This window comes from Cutibacterium modestum (assembly GCF_008326345.1).
Lineage (GTDB): Bacteria > Actinomycetota > Actinomycetes > Propionibacteriales > Propionibacteriaceae > Cutibacterium > Cutibacterium modestum.
Genome location: NZ_BJEN01000002.1, coordinates 379438 through 397682, shown reverse-complemented (window position 1 = coordinate 397682; position 18245 = coordinate 379438). Strand labels below are relative to the sequence as shown.

Sequence of the window (18245 nt, the reverse complement as noted above, 5' to 3'; positions counted from 1 at the left end):
GATTTCAGCGCTGGACGTCCTGCCCAGCCGAATGACCGGCAACGGGGTAGACGGCAATCTGGAGGCAACGGAAAGCGTCGGTGAATAGCCGAAGGATCTGACGGTTATTGAGGGGGCACCGCCGTCAGATCGTGGGGAACGCCGGCACAATCACGAGGGTCGGTCCAAAGGGAGTCGAAACCATCGGGTTCGGGGACATTCGGGTGGTATTACGCACCTCGTCAACGCCCATATCCGTCAGCGGCATGCCGAGCATCGTAAGACTGCAGCAACCACGAGGTGCAACGATGGACCCATGCACACCCTGTTCCTCATGAGACACGCACAGCCCGCATCTCACACTCCCGGCGGGGATCGGGAACGTCCGCTCACTGATGTGGGGCGACGTCAGGCCCGCGAGGTCGGCATGCGTTTAGGACTGCGCAATGTTGGACACGCTCTGGTTTCTGACGCCCTACGCACCCGCCAGACCTGGGACTGTCTCCAACTGGATTGTCCGGTCGAATTCATGCGAGCCCTCTACTACTGCGGCACTGACACCATGCGTCAGCGCATCGCAGAAATCGGCGACGAGGTGGACAACCTGCTCGTCATCGCCCATGCCCCGACCATCCCCGGGTTAGCAGCACAGCTTGCCGCCATGAGTGGAGCTGAGGACGAGGTCGGCTGCTGGTATCCGCCCGCAACCCTCACTGAGGTAGAGGTCGACGGCACATGGGCCGACCTCATGGACGAATACTTCGACAAGGTGAGGCTCGTCGGAGTCCAGCGACCGATGTAATTTCAGGGCCCCAACCCCTCAGCGCAGAATATGAACCTCCGCAGCGACGCCACCGGTGCAGATGGTGTAGCTCTTCTGCGTCTTGCACTTCATGGTGTACGTCTTGCCCGTCACTGGGCTGTGTGCCTGCACCTCGTAGTGGTCCTGGGCGCCCGCCGGGATGGCATCAGCCACCTCAAGGGCGAACGGGCACGATGTCGTGCCGACGGCACCAACTGACGAGGAACAGATAGTGTCTCCATCAGGCAGTTTGTCAGTCACCTGGTGGGCGCTCGACGCCGGAGCCGTCGGCGACGGGAATGGACTTGACGATGTTTGACCCGACGGGGCCAGACTCGGTGAGGCGGGCGAGGACGTCAGGAAGCTCGGGGTGGCATCAATCGAGGTAGCACCCCGCTGCGGATCCTCCGAGGCAGACTGTTTAGGCTGTGAACTTGTCGACGGCGTCGCGACCGGGGCAGGCTCGCCACCTGATCGCCCCTTGAGACCGCCCGCGAAGAACAGCACAGCTCCTAGAGCAGCCAGTACCAACAAGCCCACCACTAAACCGATCAGCACCTTGCGGTGACGTGAGAAGTCATCCGCAAGTGGCGGCGAGTACGCCATTGCTGGCGTCGACGGCGGAGGTGGCGGGGTGAAAACGGGATTGTCAGGAACCGTCGCCATCGCCCGGGTGCGCTCAGCCTCCGGGTCACGAAACCAATCGTCGGGCATTTGGGAGCCCCCAGGACCCCGGCGTTGCCCTTGAAGGGGTTGCTGCGGACCCGGCTGGCTGTTGGTGGTCCATTGTTGGGTTGGCGTTGAATCCACAACCTGCCATTGTTGGGTTGGCGTGGAATCTTGCCAGTCCACCGGTTCTGACGGCGTTTGCACCCGCGGGATCTCCCGTGTCGGGGTCTCTCCCTCGCTCACCGAGCTCTGGGCACGCGTCTCGTCATAGGAACCGGGATCGGTCATGCGCACGGCACCGGGCAAGCGCAAATTCAGCCCGCATTGTCGGCAGACTGCGTCGTGCGCACCCACTTGGGTGCCGCATCGCGCACAAAACATTCTCATCTCCATTCATGAGTGGCTGCTCAAGGATATGGCATTTTCCCAAAGTTTCCCGTCACGTTGCAGCTATCGACGTAACACTGTCGTCACACAGCGGCGTGATTTTCACATATCAGTAACGCCGGCCAAACGGTTCCGCAACGTGACCAGTGAACGATTGACACCATGACGCCACTGCTTGAAATTAACGCCGGCGACACCGGGTGCTCGCCAGCGCTTGCCCGGTACTCTCGAAAGCCCACCCCCGCCACGCGGACACTCGCCCCAGGGTGAGCCGGCCCACGCCGCCTACCGCGTCGCCGACAAGGAAAAAGGTTTCGGCATGAAATTCATCGCCGTCATCATCCAGCCGTCAGCCCTCGACACCGTCCGTCTCGAGCTCGTCCAGGCCGGGGCACCGGACTAACGATCCCGGAGAGCGCCGGGTTCGCTCGTCAGAAGGGCCACGTCGTCACGGGCCATCCCGGTCACGTGGCGGCGGATTTGCTCGCCGATGGCCCTCATGTCGTCAATCGCCACCGCGCGCAAATCAGGGCCGCCCTCAAGCCAGTTAGCGGCCACCGCCCAGGAGGCGGCCCCGTTCGGCCCCTGTAGGTGGCCGACATCAATACGGGCCGTCGGGATCGATCCGGTCTTGTGGCGTAAGACCATCCCCTGATATTCAGGTTCGACGTGAGCAAGCGGATCGAGGAGGAAAGCGTCGGAGAGCATTGAGGTGTCGACGTCGGCAGCCAGCCAGGCGCGTACCCACTGCCTCACCCCATCGGTAAGAACCTCGTCGGGGTCATCAGAACCGATCCGGTGGGCGAGCTCGCACAGCTCCGCAGCGCACCCGTACGACGTCGTCTCAGGGTCGTCGGGGCCCCGGTCAGCGCGGATGTAATCAAGCATGAGGGTGTTGGAGAAGCCGAGTCGTTTAGCCACCTCATGTACCGACGACAACCCGACCAAGCGCACCAGGGCATTCGTTGCAAGGTTGTCGCTTACCGCACCGACGAGCAGGGCAGCGTCAGCAACCGGCACGTGTTGGTCGCGCATCCGGTAGAGCAGCCCGGAATCGGCCACCCAGTGGTCGGCAGGGATCTTGATGCGTTGATCAGGGCTGAGCCGGCCGTCGCACAGCTGTGTCGCTACCTCCACCAGTAGGAAAAGCTTCCCGACGCTGGCCGTCAGACAGACCACCTCGGGGGTATGCTCGGCCAGCACCGACCCGTCGGCGTCTGTAATCCGCACCGACCACGTTAGGCGGGGATCCAGGTCTGGAAGCTCAAAATCACGCATCGATTCGTCCTCACGCTGAGGCCAGCGACGGTACTGCCGCCAGCAAGGTACGGGTGTAGTCGTCGGAGGGGTCCAAGAGGACCTTCTCCGTCGCACCGTACTCGACGACTCTCCCTCGGTGCATGACGGCGACGGTGTCAGCGATATTCCATGCCAGGCCGAGATCGTGGGTGATGACAAGTGCTGATACTCCGAGACGATCACGCAGGGACTGCAATAGGGACAGAATTTCCCCGCGCACCGACGAATCAAGGGATGCCACCGGCTCATCGGCGACGATCAATTCCGGATCCAGCGCCAGAGCGCCGGCAATGACAACCCTCTGACGCTGACCGCCTGAAAGCTCCTGGGGAACATCCCCGAAGAATTGCTCGGGTGGGGTGAGCTCGACGTCGCGGAGTGCCTGAGCCACCCTTGCCGACTCGTCGCCCCGATACTTCTGCACCCGCAAACCCTCCGCCACCGACTCATAGACGGTGAGCTTGGGGTTCAATACAGCCGCTGGATCCTGCATCACCAATTGGGCCCTATGGCGGAAATCACGCAGTTCCTTCCCTCTGGTCGGTAGCGGTTTGCCCTCGAAAGTCACCCCGGACCCGTCGTCCATGAGTTGTAGGCCTAGCAGAGCACGCGCCAGGGTCGTCTTTCCTGAACCCGATTGCCCCACCAGGGCAAGGATTTCGCCGCGATGGATCGTCAAGTCGACGTTACGGACGGCACGGACCGTCCGCCTGCCACTGTGACGAGTCACGCTGACCCCTCGTGCGCACAACAGCTCCTCACCCTGGGCCGGGTCAGATGTGGGGCGAAAGGCTTCGCGGGGTTGACGACGACTAGTCGGGCGATACCGGGAAGACTCCTCGCCGATCGTTGGGAAGGCCTCGGCTAGCCGCTGGGTGTACGGGTGTTCGGGAGCCGTACAGATCTGGTGGGCTGGCCCCTCTTCGACGACCTCGCCGTCTTTCATGACCGCGATCCGCTCGCAGGAGGTCCCCAGCACCGACAAATCGTGGCTGATCATAAACAGAGAAATACCCAGCTCGGTCACCAGCTCGGCGATCATGTCGAGGATCTGCTTCTGGACGATGACGTCGAGGGATGTGGTGGGCTCGTCAGCGATGATGACCTCTGGGTCGCAGGCCAAGGCCATAGCAATCATGACTCGCTGACGCTGACCACCGGATAGCTCATGCGGGTAGGCCTTCGCGGTAGGAAGATCGACCAGGTTCAGTAGCTCGGCGACCCGGTCCTGCCGCTCCTGTCCGGTATTCCACGAGTGGCAGGCATGGAGCTTCAGTGCCTCTTCAATCTGCCAACCGACCGTCTTGACCGGGTTGAGCGAGTGCATGGCCCCCTGGAAGATGATCGACGCCTTAGCCCAGCGCACTGCGCGAAGTCGTCCCCACGACAGCTCGGAAATGTCGGTGTCGCCAAGTCTCACTGACCCGGTCAGCGTGGCGTTACTGGGAAGCAAGCGCAGGGCGCTCGAGATTAGAGTTGACTTACCCGAACCGGACTCCCCTGCCACCCCGAGGGTGTGGCCTGACGGCAGGGTAAGGCTGACATGACGCACGGCGTGGACCTCGCTGCGGGCAGTTTCATCGCCAACGCGTCGACCACTCGTTCGGTAGGTGATCGAGACGTCATCAAAAACGAGATCGGTCATCTCAGCGGCTCCTCATGGTGGAATTGGCGATGGACTCGACGGCCCGGCCGACGAGGGTAAAGGCGAGCACGACGACCAGGATCGCCACACCGGGAATGAGCACGTACCACCAGTAACCACTGGTCGCAGCCGAGACGTCCATGGCGTTCTTGAGGATGGTGCCCCACGATTGTTGGGTGGCATCCCCTAGCCCGAGGAAAGACAAGGTGGACTCGGCGATAATGGCCGATCCGACCGTCAAGGTGGTGTTGGCCAGCACCAATGGTATGACGGCGGGGAATAGGTGCTTGACGATGATGTGCCAGTTACCGGCCCCCAAGACCCGCGCGCGTTCCACGTAGTCACGTTGAGATACCGACAGGGTCTGGGAGCGCACCACGCGAGCGGTACCGGCCCACGACGTCAGACCAATGGCGATAACGATGGTCCAGACGCTTCTGGAGAGCACCGCCGAGAGCACGATCGCCAGGATCAAAGAGGGCAGCACGAGGAAGAAGTCGATGATCCTCATGACAAGCCCGCCAACCCAGCCATGGAAGTGACCAGCGCAGATACCCAGGATAGTGCCTATAAGCATGGACATCACGGTGGCAGCGAAACCGACGAGCAAAGATACCCGCGCACCCCACAGCATCCGCACCCATAGTTCACGGCCCTGGTGATCGGTGCCCAAGAGGTGGGCCCCTGACGGTGGGGCGAATCGCGGGTTGTCGAGCAAGGTGGTGACGTCGAGGAGATGAGCCGGAGCGATCACCGGGGCTAGCAGGGCCGCAATGATGATGAGAAGAAGCACCACCAGGCCGGCCATGCCACCACGGTTGGCGCAGAACTGGCGTCGGAAGGCTTTGCTGGCGGCACGACGGCGGGCTCGGGTAACGGACCGGGGAGAGGTCGCAGGGACGGTGGCACTCATGACGTCCTCACTCTCGGGTCGAGTACACGGTAGACGAGGTCTGCTAGCAAATTCATGACGATAATGATCGAGGAGAACACCACGAAGGTGCCTTGCAGCAGCGGCAAATCAGGGCCCTGGATGGCGTCGAAAGTGAGCTTTCCGAGCCCCGGCCAGGAAAACACCGTCTCGACGGTCACAGCTCCCGCGATGAGGCCACCCAGGTGCAAAAAGACCAGGGTCACCGTCGGCAGCAGGGCGTTGGGAACAGCGTGGCGGGACCGCACCAGATCCTCACGCAGACCCTTAGCCCGGGCTGTTGTCAGGTAGTCGCCCCCCATCTCCTCGACCAAGGAAGCCCGCATCACCATGAGGTATTGGGCGTAGACGACAGCGACCATCGTCAGCACCGGTAGCACCATGTGGGCCATAACGTCAAGGATTCGTGCTCCCGTACCATCAGGCGGGTCAGGGCTCATCATGCCGGCTGTCGGGAACCAGTGCAGGATGCCCGCGAAGACCATGAGCAGCAGCAGGGCAAGCCAGAACGTCGGTACCGACCAGAACACCAACGCGATGGCTGAGGAGATGTTGTCGAAGGTGGTGCCGTGCTTCCACCCGGCCCGCGCTCCGAGCCACAGGCCCAAGGCGATGGCAATGACGGCGGCAGTGCCCGTCAGCAGGATGGTGTTCCAGAAGTATTGGCCGATAAGGCTAGCCACCGACTGTTTATAGACGTAGGATTCACCGAGGTTTCCAGTGAAGATATCGGCAAGATAGCGGCAGAACTGGGACCACCACGGCCGGTCCAAGCCGAGCTGGGACCGCATCTGGTCCATCTGGGCTGCCGTCATGGGTCGCTGCTTGGCCATCGCGAGGACAGGGTCGCCGGGCATGATACGGAAGGCAAAGAATCCGAGGATGACCACGAGGACCAGGGAGATGACGGCACCGCCGACTTTTCGGCCAAGGAATGCCCATCCGCTACCTCCGTGGGCCCCGGCTGCAGCCTCCAGATTCGGATCTGTGGCGACGACGACGTCACTCATGCGACCTCCTCACGATTGCGACGGTGCACCAAGTGCACCGCTATCCCTACCACCACGAGCGCCACGAAAAGTTCGCCTGTGACGGCTAGCCCGGTCATCGGAGTGCCATTGGTGGCAGTGCGGGCGCCAGCAGGGGCGACGTCGAGGAATCCCCAATACCCGACCTGCTTGGCGATAATTCCGCCGTCTTTCGGCTGTAGTCCGAAACCACTGAACCGGTCAGACCGGTAAGCCTCCAGAGACTTGGCGTACCACAGCGTCACCTGCGAGGCATCTTGGTAATTGCGTTCCAACATGGTGCGCACGATGGTTTGGCGCTTAGTCGGATCGGTCTCGTCGCGCTGCTGCTGATACAGCTTGTCGAACTCGCGACTGCACCAACCGTCCTGGCTCGTCCCACCCGATCCGTCAGGGTGGGTGGGACGAGTCGCGCAGGTGTTGATCGACAGCTGGTAATCCGGATCGGGGTTGATGCTCCACCCGGAGAAATACATGTCGTAGTCACCCGAGGTGCTGCGCGTGCTGATCGAATCTGAATCCGTGGCATCGATGCTTACAGCGATCCCGACGTTGCGTAGCCATGGCCGTAGGTACTCAGCAGCTGACTGTTGGGATGAGTCGGTGGAGTCGACCATGAGGCGCAAGGCAAGTTTCTTACCGTCCTTGACACGTACCCCGTCGGTGCCGACCTGCCAGCCAGCATCGTCAAGGGTCTTCCGGGCCGCCGCCGGGTCGAACTTCGCGAGTACCGGGTCGTCGGTAGGCAGGGACCACTTCGGAAACGCGTCTGGGATGAAACTCGTCGCCGGGGTTGCCTGGCCGTCCAGCACCTTGTTAGTGAGGGTCTTGATGTCGATGGCTTGCCGGATCGCCCGTCTGACGTTGACGTCTTTAAGGGCCGGGTTGCCAGTACCGAAGGGCTTGCCGGTGACGGTTCGTACGCCGGAATTGAGGACAACCGCGGTATAGCGACGTCCTGTCCCGGCATGGACGGTCACCCCTTTGACCCTTGACAAGGCGTCAAACTGGGATGCTGATAGGCCCGTGACGAAATCGACGTCACCAGACTTGAGGGCCTGAACCTGAGCATCGGAGTTGGTGTAATAGATGTATTGCAGTCCGGAGATTTTCGGTGCTCCTCGCCAATAGTGCGGGTTGGCTCGGAAGGTGATCCGCTGATTGGCCCGGTAGCTGTCGAGGATGTATGGCCCCGAACCGACGGCATTGGAGGAATTCGGGTACTTCCACGGCTCTTTGATTTTGGACCAGACGTGCTTGGGCACCACCGGGATTTCCACACCTGGGTTGGGGGCTTGGGGCTTCTTGAGAATGATGATGACGGTGTGCTCGTCGGGCGCAGTAACTTTTGAGAAATTGGCGACAAGGCTGCCGTTGGCCTGACCCATCTGCGTATTAGTCATCATCTGGGTATAGGTCCACACGACATCCTCGGCGGTAATCGGTTTCCCGTCAGACCATGTAAGCCCGTCTTGCAGACGAAACGTCCAGGTGCGACCATCTTCGGCGGTTGTCCAGCGGTCCGCCAAACCTGTCGTCGGAGAGCCGTCGGTCTGGTCATAGGCGACGAGATTCTCGTACATGTAGCGGAAGGTGCTCGTCGGTAGCAGGTAGATAGACGTGAACGGGTTAAAGGAGTCAACGAACCCAGAGGTGGCAATGCGCAGGGCCGGCCGGGCCGGGGCCGAGGCTGGCCGGGCGTGAGCGGGCCGGGGCACCGCGGTGAGAATTACCAGCAGAGCTGTCACAACGACGGCTCGCACTCTTCGGAATGGCACGAAATCTTCGCCTCCTCAATGATTCGATCGAGGTTCATTACATCCTGGATTCGATTCACGTGAGCGCCAATCTGCCGCGCGGCGCCCGAACCGTTACCAGATTGATACATCGATGCTCTTAAGCTGGACACACGACGAGCGCAGAAAGGAAAACGAGATGGTTGTCTGGCCCAGCGTCGAATATCAGCTAGCCACCCAGGATGGGTGGGACGCGGACCACGCCGTGTGGACGTCCCCTACGGTCGATGCCGGTTTCCGAGCTGACGAGGCCATCATCTCCTGGAATCTTCCCGCCGACGTCACTGCGTCCTGGCAGGTGCGTCCTGGCGATCAGTGGCTCGACCTCGCCATCTGGGACGCCAAGCCCGGTAGCTCCTCCCGCCGCACCAGCTATTCGGCTAGTCACGGCCCATTCCGTGTGAACGTCGACACCATCATCGGGTCAATGAGCAAACTCGAGGTACGTGCGACCTTCTCGCGACCCATCTCTACCGACGAGATCCGGGTGTGGGTGAATTTCAGCGGCCCTGCTTTTACTGCGCCCCTTCCTGATAAGCCTGCTGTTGGGGATAATCTCGTCGGCATCGCAGCCCAGGTAAAGCCGCTGTCTCAACGCGAACTAGCCCACCGCACTGATCTGGGTGGCGGCGGTAAAGCGTGGTGCGCGGCGACCTCTTTGACGATGGTCTGCCTGGCCTATGGCGTTGACATTCCCACTGATTCCCCAGAGCCCCAAGGCGACCCTCGGGTGGCGTGGGTGGCCTCTCGGGTGTGGGATTCCAGCTATGACGGCACCGGGAATTGGGTATTCAACGCTGCCTTGGCTGGGACTTTTGGACTTTCGGCGCGGGTCGTGAGGTTGCGCAGCCTCGACGACATGGCCACGTTCACGTCGGCCGGCACCCCGCTGATTTGCTCGCTGCGCTTTCACAAGGATGAGATGCCAGGGGCCGACTACTCCACTGCTGGCCACCTGCTCGTCGTGCTCGGTTTGACCCCCAATGGTGACGTCCGGGTCGCTGATCCGGCATGCACAACCCCACAGAAAGGCCTACGCACGTATCCTCGAGAGTCGTTTGACCGAGCGTGGCGTCGGTCTCGCCGCAGCGTCATCATCGTCGAAAGGAGCAGCCATGATCGGTGTCATTGACGGCCACAACGACCTCGCCTGGGCCTCCCGCGAGAAGCGTGGCTACCGGGTCGACGGGCTCGATGGCCACCTTGACGGCTTCCACACCGACATTCCACGACTACGTGCCGGCGGGGTCACCGCCCAGTTTTGGAGCCTGTGGGTAGACCCGGTGCTCCAGGGTGCCGAGCAGGTGACGGCAACCTTAGAGCAGATCGACTTCGTGCATCGGTTGGTGGCGGCTTACCCCAGGGACTTCGTCTTTGCCCGTACTGCTCACGATGTCCGCGAGGCGACGGCCTCAGCCCGGATCGGCTGTCTTATGGGGGCTGAGGGTGGCGACCAGATCGACGGGTCCCTAGCCACCCTGCGCAGTTACGCGCGAATGGGCGTGCGCTACATGACGCTGACGTGGTCGCAGACGACGCCGTGGGCCGATTCTGCCACTGATATCCCGCGCCACGGGGGACTAAGCGGGTTTGGGCAGCAGGTCGTCGCGGAGATGAACCGGATCGGCATGGTCGTCGACTTGGCCCACGTCGCCCCCACCACGATGCGTGACGCGCTGGACTGTTCGGCCCTGCCGGTGATGGTCTCCCATTCCTGCGCCAGTGCCTTGTCCAACCATCCGCGCAATGTTCCCGACGACGTCATTTCCCGCATCGGCTCCGATGGTGGGGTCGTCATGGTGGCTTTTGTGCGCGGATTCGTTAGCCAGGATGCCCGCGACTGGTACGGGGACGGCAAACAGGACCCTGCCCCCGCCGTCACCGCTAGCCAGGTAGCCGATCACATGGACCACATCCGCGAGGTAGCCGGGATTGAGGCGGTCGGTATCGGGGCTGATTTCGACGGCACCGACACCGTTCCAGATGATCTTCCCGATGTCTCCCACTACCAGGAGCTGCTCGATGAACTGTCGCGTCGAGGATGGTCCTACGCTGACCTTGAGGCCGCCGCTCATGGCAACGTGCTGCGAGTATTGGAAGCCAATGACGACGCCCATCGTGCTTTCCTGGCCGGGGATGCCCCTGAGCCACCGCGAACTGCCTTGGTGCCCCGCGTCGACGCCAATGACCGTCCCGAATCCCACTGACTCCCGGAGGCCCTCATGAGCGCGGCTGTGCTCGTCATTGTCAATTCACCCACCTCGGGGCCGCGTCGGCTACGTCGTTGGCTATCCGAAGCTGGAATCGAGGTCATCGAAAAACTGGGCCAGGATGGCTTGCCCGAGACCCTCGATGGTGTCAATGGCCTGGTCATGCTGGGCGGGGGGTTCATGCCCGATGACGACTCTCGGGCACCATGGCTGGCTCAGGAACGCGAATTGGCCCGGGAAGCGATCCTTCGTGATCTTCCAACCTTGGGGATTTGCCTAGGGGCCCAAATCCTCACCCATGTCGCGGGTGGCAAGGTGCGCGCGAAATACGGCCCGGCCGAACGAGGAGCAGTCATCATTACTGCCACCGCCGAAGGGCGCCACGACGCGGTGATGGGAAGCCTCGCCAAGGGCGCACCAATGATCGAGAACCACCAGGACCAAATGACTGAACTACCGCCTGATGCCGTGCTGTTGGCTACCTCTGACGCGGTGGCTCACCAAGCCTTTCGGTTAGGCAAACACGTCCGCGCGGTACAGTTCCACCCAGAGGCTAGTTCTCAGGACCTTCGCGCCTGGGACGAAACCGCGCTGGCCGATCAAGGTTTGACTTTGACAGACCTCATCACCGCTGCCGACAACGTCAACGAGGAGAACACCGCTGCGGCCGCTGACCTCGTGCGGCGGTTCGCCGCCGAGGTCGGCGTCTGATCGACTTGGCTGTGAGCGGGCTTAGAGCAGGTCAACGGCCTCCTGAGCAGCGCGGGCTCCAGCACGTAGTGCGCCCTCCATATACCCGTTAAAGGAAGAAGCGTACTCAGCTCCAGCGAAGAGCACCCGGCCTAGCGGCTCAGCCAGGATCGGTCCTGTGGTCGTCCACAGGCTGGGAGCAAAATGAGCTCCGTGGCATCCGCCGGTGTAGGGCTCGGAGAGCCAGTCGCGGTCGAGATACTCGATCGGCGAGCTGGGGGCCTTACCGAAAGCGGACTCGACGACCTCTTCGAAGGCACGTTGGCGCAGGCCGGTGGAAAGCTTCCCGTAGCTAGAGGCCTCGGTGCCCTCGAAGAAGCCCATGAGGATTCCCTTGCCGGTCTCGTCGTCGGAGGTATCGAAAATGACGCGGACAGCGCCTTCGTCAGCACCCATCTGGCCGGAAGCACCAGTGGTGCGCCACCACGGGCTGTCGTAGACAAGATAGGCCTTGATGACATTGCCGGCCGGCACCTTCTCGGCCATCTTGAGACGTTCGGCAGGTAGCGCTGGCTCGAATTCGATGTCCTTAAGTAGCCGCGGTGGCACGGTGACGATGACGCTGCGTCCTTGATACTGCGTGCCGTCGGAAGTGGTGACGGTGACGCCGTCATCGTCACTATGAACGGATCGTACTGGGCTGGAGAGTTTAAGATCGTCGCCGAGGTGCTCGGCGAGGTTGCGGGCAACCTGAGCAACCCCGCCCTTGACACGCTGCTGCTTGAGGCCGCCGTTGACAGCGACAAGGGATTCCAAGTCCACACCGGCGTTAGCTTTGGCCAGACCGTCCAGAAGGGTGGTGTCATCGGAAGACACACCGAAGGCTCGACGGAAAAGACTCGTGATGTAGCCACGACCAGCGTCGGTACGAACGTTCGAGACTGTCCACTGGCTCACCGACTGGTTCAGCCACGTGGCATTGGCAGCCGCCCAGCCCTTGTTATTGGCAACACGATCGGCCAGACGGCGGAACCTCAGCAGCCCTTGGCCGAGGTCAGCCAATTCGAAGGGGCTAAGGGAGTGAGCGGATGGCTTGGACGAATTAGTGACGTGAGAGACCCTGCCCCTGGCCTTGACGACAACGTCGCCGTCGGTGGAATCAACTAGTTCTAGTCCTTGTGAAGAGAGGAGACAATGAAGTTCCTCATGGCCCTCTCCCACCCATTGACCACCCAGTTCAACGACTTGCCCGTCGGACAATTCGGCGTTCTCCACACGGCCGCCTACCCGGGCGCGGGCCTCCAGGGCCACCACCGAGTGTCCTGCGGATGCGAGTTCTTCGGCAGCCGTGAGTCCGGCTAGACCCGCGCCAATGATGATGCTGTCGTACATGTGTCCCCTTGCAATTCCGCTGGACAAACCGAACCTTATGGCCGGACCGTAACCATGAATCGTGGTGAATTGATCGTACCTGGCGCCTCTGACGGGCTAAGCGTCGACCCTGTCCGATCCACAGGTTTGTCCTCTTGAGACGAGCGGTCGCAAATCGAGGTTGAGCGGACTGCTGCGGTACCTTGTCAGCAATGCTTTACCAGTTCAATTCCTGGCTGCCCGAAATCTTTCGCGCCATCGACCTCACCGGTGTACTCCTCAACGGAGTGCTGGGAGGTCGGCTGGCTCGTATGAAGCGTTTTGACGCTGTGGGTTTCTGTGTTTTGGCAATCACCAGTGCTCTGGGTGGTGGGATGGTTCGGGATGTCTTGTTGGGAGCAGCTCCGCCGGTGGCGCTGACCGATCCGCGCTACTTAACGGTCGCTCTCGCTGGGGCGGGTGTGGCGATGTTGTGGAAGTTGGACTCACGTCCGTGGCGCATCGCGTTGATCCTTGCTGATGGCATGGTGCTCGGATGTTGGGCAGCTACCGGCGCACTCAAGACCTTGGTTGCCGGGTTCGGCATTTTGCCAGCCCTGCTGCTGGGGCTCATGACGGCTGTCGGCGGCGGGATGATCCGTGACGTCTGCGCGGGGAATGTGCCGCAAGTCCTCGGTGGAAACCACCTCTACGCGACTCCAGCGCTAGCCTCAGCAATTGTCATGGTTGTAGCGTACAAGTGCGGGTTCCCTTCCCTTGGGATGGTTTTGGCGACTCTTATCGGGTTGGGATTTACAGCATTGGCACATCGTCGTCGGTGGGTACTGCCCCAGAATTCGGAGTGGACGTTGCAGTTATCGTCTTCTCAGGTGCAGAAGATGCTGCGAATGCGGGCAGCGCGACGGGCAGACAAGCTGCGAAACCGGCATGAGAAAAATGCCGAGATGCCACCAGAATGAGAAGAACGGCCCCTAGAGTCCCGGAAAACCTTCGCAGGAGCGTCATGCCCCTCATTCACACTATCGCCCACGCCAAGCCGTCAGAAGATGCCGGTCGCATCGATGACTGGCTGCTGGCCATTCCCGTCCACAACAACCGTCAGCGGGTCAATGACCTGCTCGATCACGCGATCGGAGCAAAAAGGGCTGCACCACTTTGTGGGCGAAGCAAGCATAATCGGTCACTGTGATCGTCTAGCGCTGGTCATCCAACGTATTACAGTGTCCTCACAACCCGGTTCGGGATGCTGTTCTCCCTGCTGGAATGTGCTTCGACCCTCGTGCGGACAATTTTGTGAGTAACTGCGAATCTCGCCTCGGGCTGCAACTCGCCAAATGTGTCCCTGACTTGGACCGTCATGGAGCCAACTACGGGAATCGAACCCGTGACCTACGCTTTACGAGAGCGTCGCTCTACCGACTGAGCTAAGTTGGCACGCCTGCCGTGGCAAGCCTCCAAAACTATACCGGCACGATGACCTCTTCACGAAACCAACACGCTTTTTGCTGGAACATCGCATGCCACGTAGCCGTCGGTGACTCGGTATAGCGTCAGTTGTGTGACCACGAACGATGCACACACCACCCACCAGATGGGATCAGAGGTCGACGAAGCTGCCGACCGCTACTGGGATGCCCTCGTCCAGTCCAGCCCCATGCTCGCCACAGCTCTCGGACTGGACCTCAACCAGGATGAATACGATGACCTGTCCCCCGACGGCCTGGACGCCCAATATCGCCTCACCATGGACGCCCTCGACCGGCTCGACCAGGCTATGCCCGCCGACGGCACTGATCAGATCACTGTCGCCGCGATGCGCTCCAACCTGGGCTTAGAGGCAGAGAGTCATGACAAGGGGTACGACCTGCTGTCTCTCAACGGCATCGCGTCGGGGGCCCACGCGATCCGTGAGGTTTATGACGCCATGCCGGCCGAGACTCCCGCCCAGGTCTCGACGATCGCGCATCGCCTTCATGCGACCGGCCCGGCGCTGGACGGCTGGTTGGAGAGCCAGCGCGCCGCCGTCGACGCCGGGACTTTGCCGGCCATCCGCCAGGTCGACCTCCTCGTCGAACAGATCACCGCATGGGCTTCCGACGGTGGGTTTTTCGATGACTACCTCAAGCGGACCGCCTCCCGTGACCTACCCGACGCTGTGAAGACCGCGCTCGCCGAGGGGATCGACGCTGCCAAGGCTAATTTCCGTCACGCCGCCGAGACTCTCTCGTCTGAAATTGCCCCGCTGGCTACCACTACCGACGCCGTCGGCCTCGACCGCTATCGGCTGGCCTCTCGCCAATTCGTCGGCGCCACCGTTGATCTCGCTGAAACCTACGAATGGGGAAAGCAGGAGCTCGCCCGTATCGAACAGTTGCAGCGCGAGACGGCTGAGCGCATCCGCCCGGGAGCGGGCATCAAGGAGGTCATGGCCATCCTCGACGCTGACCCCGCCTACCAGATCACCGGCACCGAAGCCCTCAAAGCTTGGATGCAGGAGCGCGCAGACGAGGCCATCTCTTCTCTGGACTGTGCCCACTTCGAGGTCCCCGCACAGGCTCGTCGCATCGAGGGAATGATTGCTCCCACCCACGACGGCGGCGTCTATTACACTCCTCCGTCCGATGATTTCTCCCGTCCCGGCCGTATGTGGTGGTCGGTGCCCGACGGCGTCAACACCTTCACCACCTGGCGTGAGCTCACCACCGTCTACCACGAGGGCGCTCCGGGCCACCACCTGCAAACCTCGTCGGCCATCGCGGCCCGCGACGAGCTCAACTCCTGGCGCCGCAACTATTGGACGTCAGGTTATGGGGAAGGTTGGGCCCTCTACGCTGAGTGGCTCATGACCGATTTGGGCTACATGGACGATCCCGGCCACTTCATGGGCTTGCTTGACGGGCAGTCTATGCGCGCCGCCCGCGTCGTGCTCGACATCGGCCTGCACTGCCAGTTCGAAGCCCCAGACGAGGTTGGCGGCGGCGAGTGGAATTGGGATAAAGCGTGGACCTTCTTCAATAATCACGTTTTGATGGAGGAAGGTTCGGCCCGCTTTGAGGTCAACCGTTATTTCGGTTGGCCCGGACAGGCACCATCCTACAAGCTCGGCGAGCGGACCTGGCTGGAGCTACGCGAGGCAGCGAAGGCCACGGATCCGAACTTCGACCTCAAAGAGTTCCACACTAAAGTGCTGCGGATGGGAGCCCTTCCACTGGACGTGCTGCGTCAAGCGGTGCTCTCCTAACTTGTTCCGGCGCATGGGGGAGCCCGGGAATTTTTCCCGGGGTCTGATAGCGTCGCTGTCCCTGTGCGTGTATGTGATCAAGGATTGCGCACACACAAAGCCCCAACGTACCCGGTGTCGTGGCTCAACTCGTGGCGTACCGACACCCGGGTTAATCCCTCGGGGCACTTTGATGAAGGCTTGACAACGTCTTTGACGTACCGGGCGCCATTTTCCTGGCATCCCACCATCGGGACACGCCCGTCGTCAACTCTCGCGCCTACGAGGACGCACCGCCCGTCCACAGCCTTGAGATCGTTCCACGCGTGTGAGCGCCACGCCCATTCCAGCGCGAGCAAAACACCCGCGAGCAGGGCAAGGCCCACAACGCGCATCACGATGCCGATGGCGTGGCGCTGACCCAGAGTCATGAGCAATCCCTCCCCACGACGACAAGGGTAACGACGCCTCCCAAACCTCTCGACGCTCGCGCATGATTCACGCCCCCATCACTCAGGGCAAGCTGCATTTAGCACACCGTGTTGTCCTCGGGGATTTTTCCATCATTAACGTACCCTTCAACAGCCTTCTTGACACATTGGTTACCCAGTTCCCACGCGGAGTGGCCGGATCCTCGCCACGTCAACAACACGCCAGACTTCAGCTGGTCAGCCATCCATTGGGCCTGCTCATAAGGGGTCGCAGGGTCACCGGTAGCACCCAGCACAAGAATCGGAGCTGCACCCCGAGCAGTCAGGTACAGCTGCCGGGCCGGGCGGGCCGTCCATACCTCACAGGTCGGCGTTGCTCCCAAAGCTTTACCTAATGTCGGGGCCTTGGCGACCTCTTTAGACCACTCTTGACGCGCGTGCTTCAGACCAAAATCCGCTTGGTCGAGGCAGGAGATTGCGGGAAACGCCGAAGCGATCGTCTCCCATTGACCGTCTTTTCCGCGGCCGTTGAGGTAATCGGAAGCCGTCAATAGATAGCCGCCATTGCCATCCTTCATGGCTCCGACGAGGGCAGCAGTCAGATACGAGTAGGCCTGCTTGCCCGAATACAGGAACAAAGCGATGCCGGTGGCCGCCAGGCTCTGCGTCAGCTCTCGACCATCAACCTTCAAGGGGTGTGCATCGAGACGGTTTAAGAAATTCAACGTTGCTTTGCGAATCTGCGCCTCGCTCGTTCCCAATGCGCACTGCTTTCCCCGTTTGGCACACCACTTCGCGAAATCACCAAATGCTCGATCGAATCCAACCACCTGGCTGACGGTGTCGTGATTCGTGATGTTCACCGTCGAGTCCAGCACCATGCGTCCGACCCGACCAGGATACAGCTCGGCGTATGTAGCTCCGAGGAATGTGCCATACGAGATGCCGAGGTAATCGAGCTTTTTATCGCCCACCAGATACCTCAAGTAGTCGAGGTCACGAGCGGTGTCGATCGTCGAAACGTGGTCCAGCAGCCGTCCCGAGTGCGCTCGGCAATTACGCGCAAAATTCCTGGTGCCGCGGATAAGCGCATTCCACTCGGCCTCGTCGTCGGGGGATGCATCCAGGTTGAACAGGTTATCCATCGTCTTCGCCGGGCCGCAGTCGACGTGAGTCGACGCCCCCGTACCGCGCAGATCCCACCCAATGACGTCATGGCCGGGGAAGGCTGATGACTGGAAGGAATCCACCATTTCCTGGCCGGAACCCCCCGGGCCTCCAGGATTGATGAAGAGGGTGGCCTTCTTGGCAGCGCCTTTGGCCGATTTGCGCTTGAGTGCCAAGGTGAGTGCTGGACCATCCGGGTCATCCCAGTCCAACGGCACCGGGATGTCTGAGCACTGGAACTCTCCGCACCTGTGCCACGAAATCTTGCGCGACAGGTACCGCTTCATTCCTTTACCCGCAGGTGCCTTACTAAAGAGTTTGTTGTCCCCAGCTGGGTGCATGGTCTGCCGATCAGGGCTCTGCGGGCCCTCCATGAAAGCGTGCGCTTTCGGGTCAAAGAAGGCTACCGGCGGATTGGCATCAGCCTTACCCTGGGCAGGTGCGATCGAAGCTGTCACCGATGGCGAAGCGCTTGGTTTATCCGCCGCAGGCTGCCGACTCGCCGAAGCCGACTGGGTAGGCTCAGCTTCCCCGGCGGTACATGCGGTGACGGCGAACAGGGAGCTAGCAACCAAGGCTGCGGCAATCATCCGTCGTCGCGAATCGTGTCGTGTCATTGA

General features: G+C 61.5%; 17 protein-coding genes, 1 tRNA gene and 1 pseudogene. 8 read left to right on the top strand and 11 right to left on the bottom strand.

What is annotated here, in order from left to right; genetic code table 11:
* Positions 1-113 precede the first annotated feature (113 nt).
* Positions 114-247, bottom strand: a pseudogene (locus tag F1563_RS13825) (acetylxylan esterase); the annotation flags it as partial.
* Positions 248-295: 48 nt separating this feature from the next.
* Between F1563_RS13825 and F1563_RS06400 the strand changes: the two are divergent.
* Positions 296-781 carry a SixA phosphatase family protein gene (locus F1563_RS06400; protein WP_002529078.1) on the top strand — a complete coding sequence of 162 codons (486 nt, stop codon included), beginning with the start codon at positions 296-298 and terminating at the stop codon, positions 779-781.
* Positions 782-799: 18 nt separating this feature from the next.
* On the opposite strand, the gene F1563_RS06395 is transcribed toward F1563_RS06400, so the two are convergent.
* Complete coding sequence (locus F1563_RS06395; RefSeq protein ID WP_036974082.1) at positions 800-1738, bottom strand: hypothetical protein; 939 nt, start codon at positions 1736-1738, stop codon at positions 800-802.
* Positions 1739-2051: 313 nt separating this feature from the next.
* Here F1563_RS06395 and F1563_RS14145 point away from each other — a divergent pair, with 313 nt between their 5' ends.
* Positions 2052-2240 (top strand): hypothetical protein, encoded by a 189-nt coding sequence (locus F1563_RS14145; RefSeq protein ID WP_007433268.1) that lies wholly within the window; start codon positions 2052-2054, stop codon positions 2238-2240.
* Here the strand turns inward: F1563_RS14145 and F1563_RS06380 are convergent.
* From F1563_RS06380 to F1563_RS06360, 5 genes are read right to left on the bottom strand one after another with little or no spacing between them, the layout of a single operon-like run.
* Entirely contained in the window at positions 2237-3115 is an 879-nt protein-coding gene (locus F1563_RS06380; protein ID WP_002529081.1) for a serine hydrolase, read from the bottom strand. The genes F1563_RS14145 and F1563_RS06380 overlap by 4 nt on opposite strands.
* 10 nt (positions 3116-3125) lie before the next feature.
* Entirely contained in the window at positions 3126-4781 is a 1656-nt protein-coding gene (locus F1563_RS06375) for an ATP-binding cassette domain-containing protein (protein WP_002529082.1), read from the bottom strand.
* A 1-nt stretch (position 4782) separates the two neighbouring features.
* The gene (locus tag F1563_RS06370; RefSeq protein WP_007433267.1) at positions 4783-5694 is read right to left on the bottom strand and encodes an ABC transporter permease; all 912 of its coding nucleotides are present in this window, start codon (positions 5692-5694) and stop codon (positions 4783-4785) included.
* Positions 5691-6722 carry an ABC transporter permease gene (locus F1563_RS06365; RefSeq protein ID WP_002529084.1) on the bottom strand — a complete coding sequence of 344 codons (1032 nt, stop codon included), beginning with the start codon at positions 6720-6722 and terminating at the stop codon, positions 5691-5693. The genes F1563_RS06370 and F1563_RS06365 overlap by 4 nt, the downstream gene beginning before the upstream one ends.
* A complete protein-coding gene (locus F1563_RS06360; RefSeq protein WP_007433266.1) occupies positions 6719-8518 on the bottom strand; it encodes an ABC transporter substrate-binding protein in 1800 nt (599 codons plus the stop codon). Before F1563_RS06360 ends, F1563_RS06365 begins: the two co-directional genes overlap by 4 nt.
* Positions 8519-8675: 157 nt before the next feature.
* Here F1563_RS06360 and F1563_RS06355 point away from each other — a divergent pair, with 157 nt between their 5' ends.
* The 3 genes from F1563_RS06355 to F1563_RS06345 are packed head-to-tail and all read left to right on the top strand — an operon-like array spanning position 8676 to position 11457.
* The gene (locus F1563_RS06355) at positions 8676-9668 is read left to right on the top strand and encodes a C39 family peptidase (protein ID WP_007433265.1); all 993 of its coding nucleotides are present in this window, start codon (positions 8676-8678) and stop codon (positions 9666-9668) included.
* Positions 9652-10743, top strand: a complete 1092-nt coding sequence (locus F1563_RS06350) for a dipeptidase (protein ID WP_002529089.1) — start codon at positions 9652-9654, stop codon at positions 10741-10743. Before F1563_RS06355 ends, F1563_RS06350 begins: the two co-directional genes overlap by 17 nt.
* 15 nt (positions 10744-10758) lie before the next feature.
* The gene (locus F1563_RS06345; protein ID WP_002529090.1) at positions 10759-11457 is read left to right on the top strand and encodes a type 1 glutamine amidotransferase; all 699 of its coding nucleotides are present in this window, start codon (positions 10759-10761) and stop codon (positions 11455-11457) included.
* Positions 11458-11478: 21 nt separating this feature from the next.
* Here F1563_RS06345 and F1563_RS06340 read toward each other — a convergent pair whose 3' ends face one another.
* Complete coding sequence (locus tag F1563_RS06340; protein WP_002529091.1) at positions 11479-12828, bottom strand: flavin monoamine oxidase family protein; 1350 nt, start codon at positions 12826-12828, stop codon at positions 11479-11481.
* Positions 12829-13019: 191 nt separating this feature from the next.
* Here F1563_RS06340 and F1563_RS06335 point away from each other — a divergent pair, with 191 nt between their 5' ends.
* A complete protein-coding gene (locus tag F1563_RS06335) occupies positions 13020-13766 on the top strand; it encodes a trimeric intracellular cation channel family protein (RefSeq protein ID WP_002529092.1) in 747 nt (248 codons plus the stop codon).
* A 44-nt stretch (positions 13767-13810) separates the two neighbouring features.
* The gene (locus tag F1563_RS06330; protein ID WP_002529093.1) at positions 13811-13996 is read left to right on the top strand and encodes a hypothetical protein; all 186 of its coding nucleotides are present in this window, start codon (positions 13811-13813) and stop codon (positions 13994-13996) included.
* A 169-nt stretch (positions 13997-14165) separates the two neighbouring features.
* Here F1563_RS06330 and F1563_RS06325 read toward each other — a convergent pair.
* Positions 14166-14241: transfer RNA gene (locus tag F1563_RS06325), tRNA-Thr, on the bottom strand.
* A gap of 157 nt (positions 14242-14398) precedes the next feature.
* Here F1563_RS06325 and F1563_RS06320 point away from each other — a divergent pair.
* Positions 14399-16048 carry a DUF885 domain-containing protein gene (locus F1563_RS06320; protein WP_002529094.1) on the top strand — a complete coding sequence of 550 codons (1650 nt, stop codon included), beginning with the start codon at positions 14399-14401 and terminating at the stop codon, positions 16046-16048.
* Positions 16049-16125: 77 nt separating this feature from the next.
* Here the strand turns inward: F1563_RS06320 and F1563_RS06315 are convergent, their stop codons facing one another.
* Complete coding sequence (locus tag F1563_RS06315; protein WP_002529095.1) at positions 16126-16458, bottom strand: hypothetical protein; 333 nt, start codon at positions 16456-16458, stop codon at positions 16126-16128.
* Between the two features lie 98 nt (positions 16459-16556).
* Complete coding sequence (locus F1563_RS06310) at positions 16557-17999, bottom strand: alpha/beta hydrolase (RefSeq protein WP_172623638.1); 1443 nt, start codon at positions 17997-17999, stop codon at positions 16557-16559.
* Between the last annotated feature and the right edge of the window lie 246 nt (positions 18000-18245).